Below are 17,503 nucleotides of genomic sequence, written 5' to 3' on the forward strand. Positions count from 1 at the left end.
CGCCGGCCTGATGATTCAGGCCGTCTTTTTCTTTTGCATCTCGACCTTGATCTGCACATCGGCGCCCATGCGGTCGAGAAAGCCGAGCAGGGCCTCAAGGGAAAACTTGCTCAACTTGCCCCGCATGAGGTCGGAGACGCGCGGCCGGGTGATGCCAAGCATCTTGGCGATTTCGGGCTGGCTCCATTTGCCCTTTTCCAGCTTGTCCTGGATGAGCTGCATCAGATTGGCGCGGCGCTCCAAAGCACGAGCTACAATGGGATCGTCCTCGATGGCATCCCATACACTATCAAAAACTTCGATCTTGACCATCCGGTCTGTCTCCTTCTTCCGGTGACTCCTTGGTCCGTATTTCCCGGATGCAGGATCGACTGATCGCATCGGCTTCCAACCTTCTAAGCCTGTTCACAATCAAATTGGTATCAATATTGATACCAATTATCAATCGGTCCGATACACTGGTTCAGCCGAGCCGGTAAACCCGCTTCGCCGTGCCGGCCAGGATCATCTCCTGGTCGGCCGGCGCATAACCCGCCATAGCGGCGCGGTGCGCGGCGATCAGCTCAGCATAACTCGCCCATAATTTCTCGATCGGGAAATTGGAGCCGAAGAGACAACGCTCCGGCCCGAAGAGCGTCACCGTCTCGCGAACGATGTCCGTTATGAGCTTGCCGTCGACCTGGTGGACGAAGGTGCCGAGGCCCGACAATTTCGAGACGATATTCGGCTGTTTCGCGAGCCTCGCCATGCCGTCGCGCCAGGCGGCCCAGCCTTGCGGTGACAGATCCTCCAGCATGCCGGCATGCTGAAGAATGAAAGTGATGGTGGGAAACGAAGCGGCAAGCTCCGCCGCATCGGCCATCTGGCTGGTGAAGACCTGGAGGTCGAAGGTCAGGCCGTAATCGGCGAGACGGGCCATGTTGCGTTGGAAAACGGGCTCGCGCATCAGATCGGGTCGCGCAGCGAAACGGTATTGTGGATTGTCATGCCAATGAAGCTGCATGCGGATGCCACGCAGCAAAGGATAGGTTTTGAGACGGTCGAGCTGCGGTCGGACATCATCGACCATCAGGTCGGCATAACCGACAATGCCCTGTGGCCAGCCGCTTTCATCTGCCGTGCGCTGCACCCAGGCCACTTCCTTCTCGAAATCTTCCTTGGCCCAGTTGGCCTGGACATAGACCGAGCGGGTGACGCCGGCCTCGGCGATGTCGGCGAGATATTCGCTTATCGGATAATCACGCCTGATCGGCTCATAGGGACCGAAAATGCGCGGCAGCATGGGACCCGACAGCCAGGGCAGATCCTGCTGCCGCCAGATATGATGATGCGCATCGACGATGCCGGTCATGATCTGGATCCTATTTTTAATGTATTATCGATCAGGCTCGCGATCGAGCCGCCATTGCCGAGCCGGTCGAGGTAATCCAGGATGCCTTTGAGCGCCGCGGTCTCGGGGCGGAAGCGCGGATCGGCGGCAAGCGGCGTCAGCCAGGCGAGATGGAAAGCACGCCATGAAATGCGCGCCACGGCTTCGCGCATCGGCGCCGGATCGCCGCGCTCGAGGCCGTCCGACAGGACCAGCACCACGGCGCCCCGCAAAAGCGCCGCATAACGTGGATTGGCGAGGAAGGACTGGAGCGCCGGACCGATCCTGGTGCCGCCGTCCCAGTCGCCGACAAGCGCCGATGCCTGCGCCAGCGCGATCTCCCGGCGGCGCTGGCGTAGCGCTCCGGTAATGCGGGTGAGACGGGTGCCGAAAGTGAAGGTCTCGACCTTGCCGGCGAGCGTGGTGAGCGCATGCGCATAAAGGAGATAGTCCGCCGTATGCGCCTTCATCGAGCCCGATATGTCGATGAGCAGGACGATTGGGCGAATCGTGGTCTTGCGGCGGCTGCGCATCACGGCGATGACATCACCATCATGCTCGACGATGCGGCGCAGCGAGCGGCGCAGATCGATTCCCTCGCCGTCCTTGCTCACGACTTTCCGGAAGCTGCGCCGGCGCGGCAAAGCGCGGGGCGCCATTTTGTTCAGCCGGGCAATGGCCGCGTTCTCCTCACGCGCGTCGAACCGGCGGAGGTTCAGCATTTCCGTTGGCGTCGCCGCCTTGCCCGAGCGACTCTCGTCGCCCGCCTCGGGCGGCTTGTCCGGCTGAATGCCTTTATCCCGGACCGGTGCGTCCTGCTCGGGCAGGCTTCTGGCCGCCACGACGGCATCGCCCTCTTCGAAGAAGAAAGCGCGGAACAAGGCGTCGAATTCCGGCAAGCGGTCGACCGGTGGCGCCAGGGTCGCCAGCGCCGCCTGGCGGATGCTGTCGATGCTGCGGGGCCCCAGCAAACGGACGGCGCCCAGAAACATCACCACCTGCTCATGCGACAAGGAGAAATCATGCCGGCGCAGCACTTGCGTGAAATCGACGAGAAGGGCTGCGGCGCGCGGCAGCTTCATGACGCGCAAGCCTTGGTGAGAAGCTCATCCAGCCCGTCGCGCGCCAGGGCCAGATCCTCTTCGTCTTTCAGCGCGACGCCGATGGCGCGGCGGAAGGCTTCCGGCCAGCGGCCGGTGCCGGCTTCGAGCATCTGCGCGGCTTTCGCCCAGTCGACGGCTTCGGAAATGCCGGGCGCCTTGGCGAGCGGCAGCCGGCGCAGACCGTTTACCGCGCTGACAACGGCACGTGCCGTGGCCTCGGCAAGCTCCGGCGTGCGCAGCATGATGATGCGCGCCTCGCGCTCGGGCTCGGGATAGGCAATCCAGCTATAGACGCAGCGCCGCCGCAAGGCCTCGTGCAATTCGCGGGTGCGGTTGGAGGTCAGGATCACCACCGGCGGCGAAGCAGCCTTCAAGGTGCCACGTTCGGGAATGGAAATCTGGAAATCGGACAGGAATTCGAGCAGGAAGGCTTCGAATTCGTGATCGGCGCGATCGATCTCATCGATCAGGAGCAGCGTCCGCTCCGGCGCCTTGAGGGCGCGTAGCAAGGGCCGCTCGATCAGGAATTCGTCCGAATAGAGATCGGTGGCGGCATCGCGGCGCAATGCCAACAACTGGCGCGCGTAATTCCATTCATAAAGCGCGTGGCCGGCATCGATGCCCTCGTAGCATTGCAAACGGATCAGCTCGACGCCGAGAGCGGAGGCCAATGCCTTGGCGGCCTCGGTCTTGCCGACGCCCGGCAGGCCTTCGAGCAACAGAGGCTTGCCGAGCTTGAGCGCCAGGAAGGATGCGGTCGCCAGCTCCTCGCCGGCGAGATAGAGCTCGCGCGCGAGGCGCGCCGCGAGATCGTCAGGCGATGCGATGCCCGGCTCAGACAAAGACTTTCTCGTCGACGAGCAGATGGAAGCGGCTGGCGCAATGCGATGCCGCATCGCCGCCGGCCGCCTTGCCGGCGTCGGTCGCCATGGCAGCGAGGCGCGCCTCGGCATTGTCGAACCACATTTCGCTCACCGCATCATAGGGATTGTCAGGGTTCTCCTCTTTGGGAACATTCATGCGGTAGCCGCGCAGGCCCGGGAGCTTCTGGGCAAGGATCGGATGATCCGCCTGCGCCCAGCGGCGGAAATCGGCGAAGCTCATATCGGCGCGGCGCTTCATCAGGGACATGACTTTCAGCATGGGACTTCCTCTCTGGCTTCAAGCGTTCAAGGCGCGGATACCGCGCAGGACTTTCTCAGGTGTGATGGGGAGCGAATCGACCCGCACGCCGACCGCATCGAAGATCGCATTGGCGATCGCCGGGATGGGTGAGTTGGCGGTCATCTCGCCGACACCCTTGGCGCCGAAGGGACCGTCCGCCGCCGGGCGCTCGATGACGACATTGGCGAATTCCGGCAGATCTCCGGGACCCGGCATCAGATATTGGTTGAAATCGACAGGCCCATGCGCGCGGTCGGGATAATAAGGCTCGGTCGTCTCATAAAGCGCATGCGAGATGCCCATCCAGGCGCCGCCGATGATCTGCTGCTCGACCATGCGCGGATTGAGGGCGCGGCCGACTTCATAAGCGCTTTTGAGCGACAGGACAGCGACCTCGCCGGTTTCGGTGTCGACCTCGACCTCCGCCACGGTGCAGGCATGGGCGTAACAGGTGGCGGGCGTCATCTTGCCGGTCTCGGGCTCGGGGTAAGAGCGCGGCTGCAGGAAGATGCCGCGGCCGGAGATGGATTTGCCGTGCTTGAAATGCGCGGCGAGCGCCACGTTGAATATGGATATAGACTTTTGCGGGCTGCCTTTCACATGGATGGTGCCGGCGCCGTCGGTGGTGAGGTCGTTCGAATCGACCTCCAGCTCCTCGGCCGCCACTTCGAGCATGACGGCACGCGCTTCCTTGGCCGCCATGATGATGGCATTGCCGATGCGATGGGTGCCGCGCGAGGCGAAAGTGCCCATGCAATGAGGACCGGTATCGGTATCGGCGGTGTCGATGATGATATTGTCGGTCGGGACGCCCAGCGTCTCGGCACAGATCTGCGCCATGACCGTCTTGAGGCCCTGCCCCAGATCGACGCTCGACAAGGTGACGACGAAGCTGCCCGTCGTCGTCGCGTGGATGAGCGCTTGCGAGGGATCGCCGCCCAGATTCATACCGGTCGGGTAATTGACCGCCGCCATGCCGCGGCCGCGTTTCCTGGTCATGTCATACCTCCCGCTTCAGGGATGATGCCGTTTTGGATCGATCATCGATCGGCCATCGGGCGAGATCGGCCGCCGCCTGGACACATTCGACGAGGGCCGCTCCCTCCACCTGCTTCTGATGCGCCTTCATGTCGCCGTCGCGATAGGCGTTGAGGATGCGGAACTCCATCGGGTCCATGCCGATCAGACGGGCGAGCTTGTCCATCTGCACTTCAAGCGCGAAGTCGCCGATGGTCACGCCGAAGCCACGCATGGCGCTCGACGGCGTGCGGTTGGTGTAGACGCAATGGCAGTCGACCCAGACATTGGGGATCGTATAAGGCCCCGGCATATGGGCGGCGGCCTTGGTGGTGCCATAGGGCGAGTGGCGCGAATAGGCGCCGGCATCGACATAAAGCGTGACCTTGCGGGCGGTGATGCGGCCGTCCTTCATCAGGCCGTCCTTGATATAGATGCGCTCGGCGGCGCGGGGCGAGGAGACCTGCATCTCCTCTTCGCGGCTATATTCATATTTGACCGGCCGCTTCGTCAGCATGGCGGCGAGAAAGGCGATCGGCTCGGTGATGACATCGACCTTGCCGCCGAAGCCGCCGCCGACCGTGCCGCCGACAAGCCGCAATTTATGGAAGGGTGAATTGAGGATCAGCGCCGTATTGTCGAGGGTGAAATAGAGCGCCTGGGTGTTGGAGTAGCAGGTGTAGCGGTCATTCTGGTCGGGCACCACGATGCAGCCCGTGGTCTCGGTCGGCGCGTGCTCGATGGGCGACGACTGATACATCTCCTCGACGACATGGTCGGCTTTCGCAAAAGCGCGCTCGACATCGCCATGACGCACCCGGCGGCAATGATGGCCTTCATAGGTGAAGTAGTTGCGGCCATGATATTCATTGACGAGCGGCGCACCGGGCTTCAGCGCCTCCTCGACATCGAAGACGGCCGGCAGCACCTCATAGACGATCTTCACCTTGGCGGCGGCGTCGCGCGCCGCGGCTTCACTTTCGGCGAGCACGGCGACGATCTGCTCACCCTTGAAGCGCACCTTGTCGAAGGCGAGCACCGGCTCGTCATTGGGCTCGACCTGGATGAGGCAGAGAATGGTGTAGATATTCTGCGGCACGTCCTTGGCGGTGAGGATGCGCACGACACCCGGCACTTTCAGCGCCTTCGCCACATCGATCGACTTGATGCGGGCGTGATGATGGGGACTGCGCACCATCTTGAGATGAAGCAGGCCGGCGAACTGACGATCGGCATAATATTGCGTCTTGCCGGTGACATGGCCCAGCGCGTCGGAGCGCTGGCGCGTGACACCGACCTCGGTGAGGTCCTGGGTCTGCGTCTCGGCGAAGTAGTCCTTGCGATACTCCATGGCCACCTCCCTCACGCGCGCTTTCGGGCTGGCTTGCGCAAGCCTTGGGCGGCCGTCAGGATGGCGGCGATGATCGGCTCATAACCGGTACAGCGGCAGATATTGCCGGAGATCGCATCGACGACCTCGTCGCGCGTCGGGTCTGGATTGCGGTCGAGCAGACATTTGGCGGCGAGGATCATGCCCGGCGTGCAGAAGCCGCATTGGGCGGCAAAACCGTCCATGAAAGCCTGCTGCAAGGGATGCAACGCGCCAGCCGGCGCCAGGCCTTCGAGCGTGGTGACATCTTTTCCCCGGCAGCGCTCGGCGAGCGTGAGGCAGGATAGATGCGGCTCACCATCGATGATGACGGTGCAGGCGCCGCAGGTGCCCTGATGACAGCCGGCCTTGGTGCCATAGAGGCCGAGCCTGTCGCGCAAGGCCGACAGGAGCGTCGAGCCGGTTTCGACGAATTCGTTCTGCTCCCGCGTGTTGAGCGTGAATTCCACGGCAACCTTGGTCATGCTTCTCTTCCCTTATGCGGCAAGGAGACGGGCAAAATGCACAGGCGCGATCTCACGGCGATACCAGGCCGTGGCATAGGCATCGTCGGCGGGTGACGCTTCCGCGGCGATGAGCTTCGCCGCGGCGGCGATGATGTCGTCGCCAAGCTTGCGGCCTTCGAGGGCGGCTTCGGCCTTGCGCGCGCGGATGGCGTTCGCCGCCATGGCGCCGAGCGCGATACGGGCGCCTTTTATCTTGCCGGCCTTCTGAGGAATGACCGCCGCGATGGTGACGACCGACGCACTCACCGGCTTGCGGCGCACCACCTTCACATAGTGAAAGGTGCCGGCGCTCGGAGCAGCGAAGGAAATCGAGACGACACAGTGCTTCTGGAGCTTGCGGCGCTGCGCGAGAAAGGTCTCGATCGGGAGCTTGCGCGTCGCCTTGCCGTCATGAAAGGAGATCTCGGCATCGAGCGCCAGAAAGGCCGCGGCCATGTCGCCATAAGGCGACGGGGCGAAGAGATTGCCGCCGATCGTCGCCATCGCCCGCACCGCCGGGCCGCCGATGGAATCGGCGACGGGATGCAGGAATTTGAGCCGCCGGTCGCGGGCGACCGCCGCCATGGTGACCATGGCGCCGAGGGTCACCTTGCCGCCTTTCACGGCGATCTTGTCGAGGCCCAGCCTGTCGAGGGTGATGAGAGCAACGGAGTCCGCCCCGTAATTCAGATCGGCGACGATGAGCGTGCCGCCGGCAATGATGCGGCCACCTTTGGCCTGCACTGCTGGAACGAGGCGTGCCTGCTTGGCCGCCGAAAGCGTGACGGACATTCCAACCTCCCATTTTCAGGCCGGTTGGCGCTTTTCATCGCGCGTCCGGTTCTTTCGATTGCGCATGATCTTTGCGGAAAACCGGATTCCACTTTTCCGGATCATGCGCTATTGTGCGTCAAGGCTAACTTAACGATTATCGATAATCAATCCCCAAATGAACGACACCTCCCAGACCAGCGCTCCCTCCCTCGCCGACCGCATCCGCAAGACGCTCATCGAACGTATCGCAACCGGCCATTACAAAAGCGGTGAAAGACTCGTCGAAATGCGGCTCGCCGAGGAATTCGGCACCAGCCAGATGCCGATCCGCGAGGCGTTGCGTGATCTCGAAATGGCCGGGCTGGTGACGGCCAAACCGCGGCGCGGCTCCTTCGTGAAACCTTTCGCCACCAGCGCGCAGCGCGAGATCTATCTGGTGCGTGGCGCGATCGAAGAAGCGGCGGCCCGGCTCGCCACAGTGAATCCATTGCTCGATATCGCGGCCCTGCAAGGTGAGGTCGACCTCATGCGCGAGGCCGCCGCTACCCGGGACATCGAGAAGATGATCCGCCACAGCGTCGCCTTCCATCGCATGATCGTGGCGGCGGCCGGCAATGAGCTCTTGCTGAAATTATGGGATTCGCTGCATCTCGAGATCCACACACGTGTCACGCTGTCGGAGCCCGGCATCGACTTCATGGCGGCGGCCTTGAGTCATCAGCCGATCGTCGATGCGATTGGAGCAAAGGATGTCGAGCTCGCCTGCAGGCTGTCACGCGAGCATCAGGCCTATTTCGAGCATCGTCTTAACGTGTGAAGCCCTTGGGTTCTTTAGTTGGCGCGTGATCGGACGGAAAACCGGCATCCACTTTTCCTGATCACGCGCTGGACGGAAAGTGCTTCCCCAGCTCGTGCGCCCGACGCACCAGGTCGGCTGATGCCGCCGGATTTCGTGTCGATTCATAAAGAAGCTCCAGCCGGGAGTTCGCGATGCCGCAATAGGCCATCGTCCCAGTTTCGAGCTGAATACGCATGGCGTCGATATAACGCCGCTTGGCAAAACTCGCCTCGGTCGATGAAGCCACGCCGATCATCAGGCCGTGCCGATGCGGCAATGTCCTCGCGCCATAAGCCCAGTCACGATTCCAGACGCGGTCGATCCAGCCTTTGAGCATGGCCGGCACCGACCACCACCAGACCGGAAACACCATGACGATGGCTTCGTTGCGATCGACCCGCGCCATCTCGGCCTGCACGGCGTCCGAATACCGCTTGCCGATGACGGACCTGTCGGGTTCGTCCGGCTCATGCAGCAGCGGATCGAAACCTTCGCGATAGAGATCCGCCCATTCGACCTCATGCCCATGCGCGCGGGCGCTCGTGCAAAAGGCCTCGGCGACGGCATGCGTCAGCGAATCTTGCCGCGGATGACTAAGAACGAGCAGGATACGCAAACGGATGGCCTCTCTTTTGGTCAGGTCTTTCTATCACTGATCAGTTCGCCGCCAACCGCCCATTGATCCTTGCCGAATTCGGAGATCACGACCTGGACGGAAGCAGGCGTGCCACCGCAATGCGAGGTGAAGCACTCCGTCAGCCCCTTCACCAGCGCCCGCTTCTGGTCATTCGAGCGTCCGGCGAGCATTTCAACGTGGATCGTAGGCATGTCCTCACTCCCTGTCTGTCTGATCGAAATTTGCGCGCCACAGAGACGCCGGCGCACGCCTTGCCAGGCCAGCTTCAGGAACTGCAGCTGCGCGTCGCCATCCGTGTCCGGCAGAAGCGGCATGACCGGCCTCCCCGATCAGGCCAGCCACCAACGCTTGACGAAATGACCGCCATCCAGCTCCCAGCTCGAGCTGATCTGGTCACCGGTGGCGACCGCGGCGGCGACACCATGAACATTGTTGATGAAAGCGGGAATGATCGTCCCGGCATCGTCGCTGACGATGATCTGCATCTCGCGATACATCTCGGCCCGCTTTTCGTCATCGAGCTCAGAGCGCGCTTCATGCAGAAGCTTCTCGAAGCGCTCGTTCTTCCAATGGGTGTCGTTCCACGGCGCATCCGCCGCATAATTCACCGACAGCATCTGGTCCTCGGTCGCGCGCTGCGACCACCAGGCATAACGGAACGAAGTCTTCGGCCAGATGTCCGAGAAATAGCCGTCATTCGCCTCGCGCACGACATTGATTTCGATCCCCGCCTTGCGGGCGGATTCCTGGAACAAGATGGCCGCATCGACGGCGCCGGTGAAAGCACCATCCGACGTGTGGAGATCGACCTTCAGGCTGTCCATGCCGGCCTTCTTGAGATGGAACATTGCCTTGTCAGGGTCATAGGCATGCTGCGGCACGTCATCGGCATGGAAGCGATAGGTCGAGCCCGGCCCGATCGGCTGGTCATTGCCGATGCGGCCGAAGCCCATGAGGATCTTGGCGACATATTCCTCACGGTCGATGGCATATTTGAGCGCCAGCCGCACGTCCTTGTTATCGAAGGGCGACTGGTCGACCATCATCGGGATGGTGTGGTGTGCCAGGCTCGGCACATCGAGAATGCGGACCGCACTGTTCGACTTGAGCCGGCCGGCCGTCTTCAGGTCGATCCGGTTCACCACCTGCAGCTCACCGCTGATCAGTCCCGCCTGGCGCGCCGCGACGTCGTTGACATGCAGAAGCTCGGCCGATTCCAGGAAGCCGCTCGCCTGATCCCAGCGATTGGGATTGAGCTTGAGCCGGCTGCGCACGCCGGGATTGAACTCCTCGAGCACATAGGCGCCGGTACCGGCCTTCGCAGCCCAATCCGGCTTGCCGTCCTTCGACGGCAGGATGTTGAGATGGAAATCCGTCATGAGATACGGGAAATCGGCATTGCCGCTGGCAAGCTTGACGACGACGACATCCTTGCCGTCGGCGGTGATCGTTTCGATGTCGGTGAGGTTGCCCTTCACGCCGGACTTCGAGTCCGGACGGCGATGCGAATTGATCGAATCGATGACGTCCTGGCTGTCCAGCGATTTGCCATGGCTGAACTCGACGCCTTTGCGCAGGCGGAATGTCCAGGTCCTGGCGTCCTTCGAGGGCTCCCAACTTTCGGCGAGCGCGGCGCGCAATGAGCCATCCGCGGCGATCTCGGTGAGATTGTCGCGCGTCGATGAGCCGACGACCACCATGTAAGTGTCGTTGAAGGTCTCGGGATCGAGCGTGTCGGTCGTCGAGCCGCCGGCGATGCCGGCCACGAGATGGCCGCCGCGCTTGGGTTCGGCGGCGCGGCTCTGGCCGCTCAAGCCAGGAAGAGCTGCGGCCATGCCGAGCGCGGCTGCACCTTGCAGCAGGCGACGGCGGGAAATCGAAGGCGTGAAAGCGTGGCTGTCCGGCACTATCCTGCGTGTCATCTCAAGAACCTCCGTGCTGAAATTGCAATGGCTCGATTTCTTCGCCCGCTTGGGCGGGAAGGCGGCGCTGGGCCCAGTCGCTCCATGAGCCGGCATAAAGCTCGACATCGCTGCGGCCGAGTTCGGCGCAGGCCAGCACGATGTTGCAGGCGACGATGCCGGAGCCGCAGTAGGCGATGATGCGGTCCGCCGAGGCGATCACACGCTGCAGGCGTTCATTTTCGAGAAGCGTAGCGGTGACCGGGATGTTGATGGCCCCCGGAATATGTCCCTCTACGGGATCGAGCGGCGGCGCCTCGCCGCGAAAACGCGGCGCGCCCCTTGCATCGATGATCGCGGTGGAGGGGCCCGCCAGGACTTCAGATGCGCGAATGCGCGACATGAGGGACGGACGGATGGGAAATGACCGAGGCGCGGGCCTTGCGGTCTCACCGGTTTCGACCGCGCCGGTCCAGCTGGCGAAGCCGTCGCGCAGCACGAACACCTTGTCGTGGCCGAAGTGCCGGAACAGCCACCAGGCACGCGCCGCAATGCCGCCAAGCCCGTCATCATAACAGACGACGTTATCGCCGCCGCCAATGCCGGCGTCACCCGCCACCGCAGCGAACTCAGCTTCGCTCGGCAAGGGACTGCGGCCGTCTCCCTTCGTGCCGGTGAGATGCGACTGGAGGCGGAAATGGATGGCGCCCGGAATATGTCCCGACCGAAAAGCGCGCTCGCCGTAGGACGGATCGTCGAAACGATGCCGGCAATCGATGATGCGCAGGCCTGGTGTGGACAGATGCGCCGCGAGCCAGGAAGCGTCGACCAATGGACCTTCGGGCAACAGGGTCATATCGCACCTCGCCTATTGCACGATCGGCCAGCGCGACTGGCGGCTGAGGCCGAGCTTGGTCCACATGCGGTCGGTCGATTTACGGGCAAGCTCATAGATCTGCGCCGCTTCGATGCGCCGGGGCCGGCCGGCTGACCAGACGGTCTCGCCATTGACCAGAACCGAGGCGACCGATTTCGAGCCGCAGCAATAGACCAGCGTCTGCAGCGGATCGACGCCCGGCTGCGCCTCGGGCAGGTCGGTCGATCGGATGACGATATCGGCGCGCTTGCCGACTTCCAGCGAACCGATCTCATGCGCCATGCCGAGCGCCCGCGCGCCATTGACGGTGGCAAGCTCCATGACATCCTCGGCCGAGAAGGAATCGCGCTTCTGGGTGCGCTCGCGCGAGGCGAGCAGCGCCAGCAGGCCCTGCAGCCCGATATCATAGCGGCAGGCCGAATTGGCGCCGTCGGAAGCGAGCGCGGTATTCACGCCGTCGCGATGCATATGGAGATGCGGCCCTTTGACGGTCGCGCCGGTGGCGAGCGTCATCGCCGTGCCGGGGCACCAGGCCACCGACATGCCGGCCTGGCGCACCATCGCCATTTCGTCGCCGGAGAGATCGTTCATATGGCTGAAGGTGCAATTATGCCCGAGCACATCGATATCGGCGAAGTGACAGAGCGCCCGTTTGCCCAGACGCCTCTCATCGGCAGCGGCGTCGTTCGGCCCGAAGGACTGATGCTGCGAGAAGATCGCATTGTTCTCATCGGCGATACGCTTGGCGGTCCTCACCAGCTCATCCGACGCGCTGCCGAGACCGAACAGGACGACACAGCCGCGCACCAGACCGTCGGGCTTGCTGTTGCGCTTCAATTGCGAGCCGAGCAGTGAAAGGCTGCGGTCGAGTGCCCGGGGCGCGCGCGACATGACATGCACGCCTGGTGCGGCCGGCATGTCCCACAGGAACGGATCGCCGACAAAACCACGCATGCCGACACGTTCGGCCGCCTCGGCGGCGGCATGCGGGTTGTGCACGGTCCCCGCCTCGAGGAAGCAGGTCGTGCCGTTCGACAGCATCTCGATGCAGTTCAAGAGCGACGATGCATATTCATCCTCGTCATCGACGCCGTCCCACCACTGACGGTAGATGTTCATCGAGGTCGACAGGTCCATCGTGTCGGGAAAAGCGCCGCGCGCCGCATTCATGAAATGCACATGCGTGTCGATGAAGCCCGGATGGACGATGCCGCCCTGCGCATCGATCTGATGGCGGGCGGAATGCGACCGCATGAGCTCATCGGTGGGACCAACCGCGACGATGCGGGTGCCGGTGATGGCGACGGCGCCGCGCTCGATCATCTCGCGGCGCGGATTCATCGTGATCACGAAGGCATTCTTGATGAGCGTATCGACGTCCTTGCGTGTCATGTCGCGCTCCCTTTTTTAGCCGATGACCCGGCGATAAAAATCCAGCCAGTTGCGCCCCATGAAGCGGGCGATATCGTCGTCCTTCCAGCCGCGACCGGAGAGCTCGTCGATGATGCGCGGGAAGTCCGCCGGCGTTTTCATCCAGTCCGGCCATTTCGGCGGCACGACCGGCGCCCAGTCGAAAGTGCTGCGGCCGGTACGCACCTGCTTGATGTAGGACAGCGGCCGCTGCCAGACGAAATCGGTACCGAGGCCGACATGCTCGATGCCGACGATACCGACGAGATGCTCGACCATGTCGCAGAAGCGTTGCAGCGTGCAGCGCATGCCGCCCGGCAGCATGGCCGGGAACAGTGCCATGCCGAACATGCCGCCACGCTTGGCAAGGGCGCGCAATGTCTCGTCGTTCTTCAGCCGATGGGTGAGCTCGACGTCACTGGCGAAGCTCGCCGGGTTGGAATGCGTGACCGCGATCGGCGCCTCGGAGGTCTCGATCGCATCCATGGTCGTCTTCAGGCCGCAATGCGACGTGTCGACCAGCATGCGCAGCCGGTTCATCTCCTTCACCAGCCGCTTGCCATACAGCGACAGGCCGGTGTCGACGGTTTCCTGGCAACCCGAACCGATAAGAGTCTGATGATTGTAGGTGAGCTGGATCACGCGAATGCCGAGATCGTAAAAAATCTCGGCCAGCGCCAGATCGTCCTCCAGCGGCAAGGTATTCTGGAAGCCGAGCAGGACGGCGGTCTTGCCTTCGGCCTGGGCTGAGAGAATGTCGTCGGCGCAGCGGGCCGGGCGGATCAGGTCGGCATGATTGCGCAAGGCGCGGCGCCAACGCGACAAAGCGGACAGGGCAGCGCGCGTATTGTCGAAGGTATATTCCATGCAGGTCATGTGCACGCAGGTGACACCGCCCTTGCGCCATTCGGCGAAGACGCTCTCGTCGCATTCATCCGCCTGCAGCCCGTCGATGATGAGCATCTGTTGCGCGAGATTGGACATAAGCGGCCTCCTGAACGGCTTGGATGGCCTGTATCGTTATGAGCCGCCGGGAAAATCGTCCAATATCGGTTTTGGAAGCTGTGATATTCATGGAATATCACTGGACTGAAAGACAGTTCTCAAATATAATTCTTAGAATTCAAGAAGTTAGATTGACTATTTCGGGCCTTCTTGAGAAAATCTAGCGTTCATAACAAGAAAAACTAAGCCATATGGAGCTTCGGCATATCAGGTATTTCGTGGCGGTGGCGGAGGAGCTGCATTTCCGCCGCGCCGCCGAGCGGCTCAATGTCTCGCAGCCGCCGCTGTCGCAGCAGATCCGCCAGCTTGAGGAAGAGCTGGGTGTCGCGCTGTTCGTCCGCAATCGCCGCGGTGTCAGCCTGACGCCGGCCGGCCGGCGTTTTCTGCCGCGCGCGCGGCGCATCTTGAGCGATGTCGATATCGCGCTGCTCCTGACCAAGCGAGACTCGGCGCAGACCTTCACCGTCGGCTTCGTGAGCTCGGCGACGTCGCTGATGGCACCGATCCTGCGCAATTTTCGCGGCGCTCATCCCGAGATCGATCTTCGTCTCGTCGAAGGCTCGACCAGCCAGCAAGGCGACATGCTGCGCAGCGGCGAAATCGATGTCGGATTCCTGCGCCCGCCGGTGCCCGGGCGCGGCATCAATATCGAGATCCTGGTGCAGGAGCGCCTGGCGCTCATTCTGGCGAACGACCATCCTTTGGCCGGGAGGCCGCAATTGAAGCTCGCCGATATGGCGCGCGAGAGATTCGTGCTGTTCCCCCGCCCCTTGGGACCTGGCCTGTTCGATTCCATCATCGTCGCCTGCCGCAAAGCCGGCTTCTCGCCCGAGATCGATCAGATCGGCGACTCGATGCTCACCATTCTGGGGCTCGTCGCGGCGGGCCAAGGCGTATCCCTGGTACCCGCCTCGCTGAAGCGCGACGCATCGGGCGTCGTGTTTCATCAGCCGAATGATCTGGAAGAGACGACGGCACTGGCGGCCGCCTATTCGGTCGAGCGCCTGGGCAGTCCGTTCATCCGGACCTTCATCGACAGCGTGCGCGAGATGCAGACCTGGCGCGAGATCGCGTCCTCGCCGTGATGAAGAGGTCACTCAGCTCATCAGCTTGAGCTGACGGATCGGCCGGCCGGGCGAGACGGCCTGGGCGGCGGCCACGATGCCATTCGCGTCGATGCCGTAATGCCGGTAGAGATCATCGATCGTGCCGGTCTGGCCGAAATGCTCGACGCCCAGCGAGCGGGTGCGGTGGCCGTGGACGGCGCCAAGCCAGGCGAGGGTCGCCGGATGGCCGTCGATCACCGTCACCAGCGCACAATGCGACGGCACCTCGGCGAGCAGGCGCTCGATGTGGCTCCTGGCATGGACGAGACCATGCTCGCGGGCGCGCTGCGCCGCGGTCCAGCCGGCATTGAGCCGGTCGGCCGAGGTGATGGCGAGCAAGCCGACATCGCGGCGGTCTTCCGCCATGAGCCCAACGGCCTCGATCGCCTCGGGCGCGAGGCACCCCGTATAAGCGACGACGACCTGGGCATTGGGGCCGGGCTTGCGCATCCAATAGCCGCCATTGACGATGCCGTCGGCGAGCTCGGGCGTCATCGCCCGCGTCGGCTGGTCGATCGGCCGCGTCGAGAGGCGCAAGTAGATCGAGCCGCCGACCGCATCGCGCAGCCACGTCGTCTCATCGACCTCGGCCTCGCCCGAGCGCTGTATGTAGTCGAAAGCGAAACGCAGGATAACCGCGAGCTCATCGACAAAGGCCGGCTCGAAGCTCGCGAGACCGTCCTGCGCCATGCCGATCAATGGTGTCGCGATCGATTGATGGGCGCCACCTTCCGGCGCCAGCGTGACGCCCGACGGCGTGGCGGCGAGAATGAAACGTGCATCCTGGTAGCAGGCGTAATTGAGCGCATCGAGGCCGCGCTCGATGAAGGGATCATACAACGTGCCGATGGGAATGAGACGCTCGCCATTGATCGAATGCGAGAGCCCCAGCGCCGACAGCATGATGAAGAGATTCATCTCCGCGATGCCGAGCTCGAAATGCTGGCCCTCGGGCGAGAATTCCCAGGCGAAGGTCGAGGCGATGCGTTCCTTCTTGAAGGTGTCGGCCATCTCGGTGCGCGCGAACAGCCCGCGGCGATTGACCCAGGCGCCGAGATTGGTCGAGACCGTCACATCGGGTGAGGTGGTGACGATGCGGCGCGCCAGATCGCCGTCGCTCTTGCCGATCTCGTTCATGAGATTGCCGAAGCCGGCCTGCGTCGAGACCGTCGCCGGCTGCGCCGTGGTGATTTCGGCCGGCACCGCGATGCGCGGGCTCGCGAATCGGCGGGCACCCTTCTGAATGAACGGCGCCTTCTTGAGAAAAGCGGCGAGCTCAGCCGCCGGCGTGGCGAGACCTTCGAAAGGCTCCCATTCATGGCCGGGCCTGACTTTCAAGGTTTCGCGCAGGGTTTCCGTCTGCGTCGTCGTCATCAGGCCGGCATGATTGTCCTTGTGACCGGCGAGCGGCAGGCCGAAGCCCTTGATGGTGTAAGCGATGAAACAGACCGGCCGATCATGTTTCTGCGCCGCTTCGAAAGCTTCGAGCAAGGACGGCAGATCATGGCCGCCGAGATTGCTCATCAGCCGCGCCACCTCGTCGTCGGAACGGCGCTCGATCAATTGCGAGACCGGACCCTGGTCGCCGATATCGTCACGTAGGCGCTTGCGCCAGGCGGCACCACCCTGGAAGGTCAGGGCCGAATAAAGCTGATTGGGACAGCTGTCGATCCAGTCACGCAGACGTTCACCACCCGGCTCGGCGAAAGCTTCCTCGAGCAGCCTTCCATATTTGAGGATGACGACATCCCAGCCGAAATTGCGGAAGATCGATTCGAAACGCTGCCACAGGCCCTCGCGCACCACCGCATCGAGGCTCTGGCGGTTATAGTCGACGATCCACCAGGTGTTGCGCAGGCCATGTTTCCAACCTTCGAGCAAAGCCTCGAAGATATTTCCTTCATCCATCTCGGCATCGCCGATGAGCGCCACCATACGGCCTTCCGGACGTTCCGCCGCCCAGCCCTTGGCGCGCACATAATCCTGCACGAGCGAGGAGAAGAGCGTCTGGGCGACGCCCAAGCCCACCGAGCCGGTCGAGAAGTCGACATCGTCGATGTCCTTGGTGCGGGACGGATAGGACTGGGCGCCGTGATAAGCGCGGAAGGCTTCGAGCTTTTCGAGTGTCTGGTTGCCGAAGAGATATTGGATGGCGTGGAAGATCGGGCTCGCATGCGGCTTGACCGCGACGCGGTCCTCAGGCCCGAGCACGGCGAAATAAAGCGCCGTCATGATGGTGGCGAGCGAGGCGGAAGACGCCTGGTGGCCGCCGACCTTCAACCCGTCGGTCTTGGGCCGGATGTTGTTGGCGTTGTGGATGGTCCAGGTGGCGAGCCACAGAACCTTGCGCTCGAGATCGGACAGAAGGGGTAAGCGGGGATCGGTCATCGTCAGCTCCGGAAGGGGCTTCAAGCTAACAAAACTGAC

Annotated in this window: 18 protein-coding genes; 2 read left to right on the top strand and 16 right to left on the bottom strand. The window is 62.9% G+C overall.

The annotated features are described in order from the left end of the window. Nucleotides 1–15 precede the first annotated feature (15 nt). The 9 genes from JHL16_RS33430 to JHL16_RS33470 form a co-directional block, all read right to left on the bottom strand. Nucleotides 16–312: a helix-turn-helix domain-containing protein gene (locus JHL16_RS33430; RefSeq protein ID WP_200189157.1), complete on the bottom strand. Its 297-nt coding sequence runs from the start codon at nucleotides 310–312 to the stop codon at nucleotides 16–18. 151 nt (nucleotides 313–463) lie between these two features. Further along, nucleotides 464–1,351, bottom strand: coding sequence for an amidohydrolase family protein (locus JHL16_RS33435; protein WP_200189158.1), 888 nt, complete (start codon nucleotides 1,349–1,351; stop codon nucleotides 464–466). Then, complete coding sequence (locus JHL16_RS33440; protein WP_200189159.1) at nucleotides 1,348–2,451, bottom strand: vWA domain-containing protein; 1,104 nt, start codon at nucleotides 2,449–2,451, stop codon at nucleotides 1,348–1,350. The genes JHL16_RS33435 and JHL16_RS33440 overlap by 4 nt, the downstream gene beginning before the upstream one ends. Then, entirely contained in the window at nucleotides 2,448–3,314 is an 867-nt protein-coding gene (locus JHL16_RS33445) for an AAA family ATPase (protein WP_246771247.1), read from the bottom strand. Before JHL16_RS33445 ends, JHL16_RS33440 begins: the two co-directional genes overlap by 4 nt. Beyond that, entirely contained in the window at nucleotides 3,307–3,615 is a 309-nt protein-coding gene (locus tag JHL16_RS33450; protein WP_137859711.1) for an EthD family reductase, read from the bottom strand. The genes JHL16_RS33445 and JHL16_RS33450 overlap by 8 nt, the downstream gene beginning before the upstream one ends. An 18-nt stretch (nucleotides 3,616–3,633) precedes the next feature. Beyond that, nucleotides 3,634–4,635, bottom strand: a complete 1,002-nt coding sequence (locus JHL16_RS35370; RefSeq protein WP_200189161.1) for a xanthine dehydrogenase family protein molybdopterin-binding subunit — start codon at nucleotides 4,633–4,635, stop codon at nucleotides 3,634–3,636. A gap of 1 nt (nucleotide 4,636) precedes the next feature. Beyond that, nucleotides 4,637–6,004: a xanthine dehydrogenase family protein molybdopterin-binding subunit gene (locus tag JHL16_RS35375; protein WP_200189162.1), complete on the bottom strand. Its 1,368-nt coding sequence runs from the start codon at nucleotides 6,002–6,004 to the stop codon at nucleotides 4,637–4,639. A gap of 11 nt (nucleotides 6,005–6,015) precedes the next feature. After that, nucleotides 6,016–6,507: a (2Fe-2S)-binding protein gene (locus JHL16_RS33465; protein ID WP_200189163.1), complete on the bottom strand. Its 492-nt coding sequence runs from the start codon at nucleotides 6,505–6,507 to the stop codon at nucleotides 6,016–6,018. A gap of 12 nt (nucleotides 6,508–6,519) precedes the next feature. Beyond that, entirely contained in the window at nucleotides 6,520–7,320 is an 801-nt protein-coding gene (locus JHL16_RS33470) for an FAD binding domain-containing protein (RefSeq protein WP_200189164.1), read from the bottom strand. A 157-nt stretch (nucleotides 7,321–7,477) separates the two neighbouring features. Here JHL16_RS33470 and JHL16_RS33475 point away from each other — a divergent pair, with 157 nt between their 5' ends. Beyond that, nucleotides 7,478–8,119 carry a GntR family transcriptional regulator gene (locus JHL16_RS33475; RefSeq protein WP_200189165.1) on the top strand — a complete coding sequence of 214 codons (642 nt, stop codon included), beginning with the start codon at nucleotides 7,478–7,480 and terminating at the stop codon, nucleotides 8,117–8,119. A gap of 61 nt (nucleotides 8,120–8,180) precedes the next feature. Here the strand turns inward: JHL16_RS33475 and JHL16_RS33480 are convergent, their stop codons facing one another. Genes JHL16_RS33480 through JHL16_RS33505 form a run of 6 tightly spaced genes read right to left on the bottom strand, consistent with a single transcriptional unit; the run spans nucleotide 8,181 to nucleotide 13,949 of the window. Then, nucleotides 8,181–8,756 (bottom strand): NAD(P)H oxidoreductase, encoded by a 576-nt coding sequence (locus JHL16_RS33480; protein WP_200189166.1) that lies wholly within the window; start codon nucleotides 8,754–8,756, stop codon nucleotides 8,181–8,183. A gap of 20 nt (nucleotides 8,757–8,776) precedes the next feature. Next, entirely contained in the window at nucleotides 8,777–9,091 is a 315-nt protein-coding gene (locus JHL16_RS33485) for a 2-hydroxymuconate tautomerase (RefSeq protein WP_200189167.1), read from the bottom strand. A gap of 15 nt (nucleotides 9,092–9,106) precedes the next feature. After that, on the bottom strand, nucleotides 9,107–10,699 hold the full coding sequence (locus tag JHL16_RS33490; protein ID WP_200189689.1) for an ABC transporter substrate-binding protein: 1,593 nt from the start codon (nucleotides 10,697–10,699) through the stop codon (nucleotides 9,107–9,109). Nucleotide 10,700: 1 nt separating this feature from the next. Beyond that, the gene (locus tag JHL16_RS33495; protein WP_200189168.1) at nucleotides 10,701–11,534 is read right to left on the bottom strand and encodes a sulfurtransferase; all 834 of its coding nucleotides are present in this window, start codon (nucleotides 11,532–11,534) and stop codon (nucleotides 10,701–10,703) included. Nucleotides 11,535–11,546: 12 nt separating this feature from the next. Further along, complete coding sequence (locus JHL16_RS33500) at nucleotides 11,547–12,947, bottom strand: amidohydrolase family protein (protein WP_200189169.1); 1,401 nt, start codon at nucleotides 12,945–12,947, stop codon at nucleotides 11,547–11,549. A gap of 15 nt (nucleotides 12,948–12,962) precedes the next feature. Further along, nucleotides 12,963–13,949, bottom strand: a complete 987-nt coding sequence (locus tag JHL16_RS33505; protein ID WP_200189170.1) for a membrane dipeptidase — start codon at nucleotides 13,947–13,949, stop codon at nucleotides 12,963–12,965. A 212-nt stretch (nucleotides 13,950–14,161) separates the two neighbouring features. Between JHL16_RS33505 and JHL16_RS33510 the strand changes: the two genes are divergently transcribed. Next, nucleotides 14,162–15,055 carry a LysR family transcriptional regulator gene (locus JHL16_RS33510; RefSeq protein WP_200189171.1) on the top strand — a complete coding sequence of 298 codons (894 nt, stop codon included), beginning with the start codon at nucleotides 14,162–14,164 and terminating at the stop codon, nucleotides 15,053–15,055. 12 nt (nucleotides 15,056–15,067) lie between these two features. Here the strand turns inward: JHL16_RS33510 and JHL16_RS33515 are convergent, their stop codons facing one another. Continuing rightward, on the bottom strand, nucleotides 15,068–17,464 hold the full coding sequence (locus tag JHL16_RS33515) for a transketolase (protein WP_200189172.1): 2,397 nt from the start codon (nucleotides 17,462–17,464) through the stop codon (nucleotides 15,068–15,070). Between the last annotated feature and the right edge of the window lie 39 nt (nucleotides 17,465–17,503).

The organism is Taklimakanibacter albus (genome assembly GCF_016595235.1).
GTDB lineage: Bacteria > Pseudomonadota > Alphaproteobacteria > Rhizobiales > Aestuariivirgaceae > Taklimakanibacter > Taklimakanibacter albus.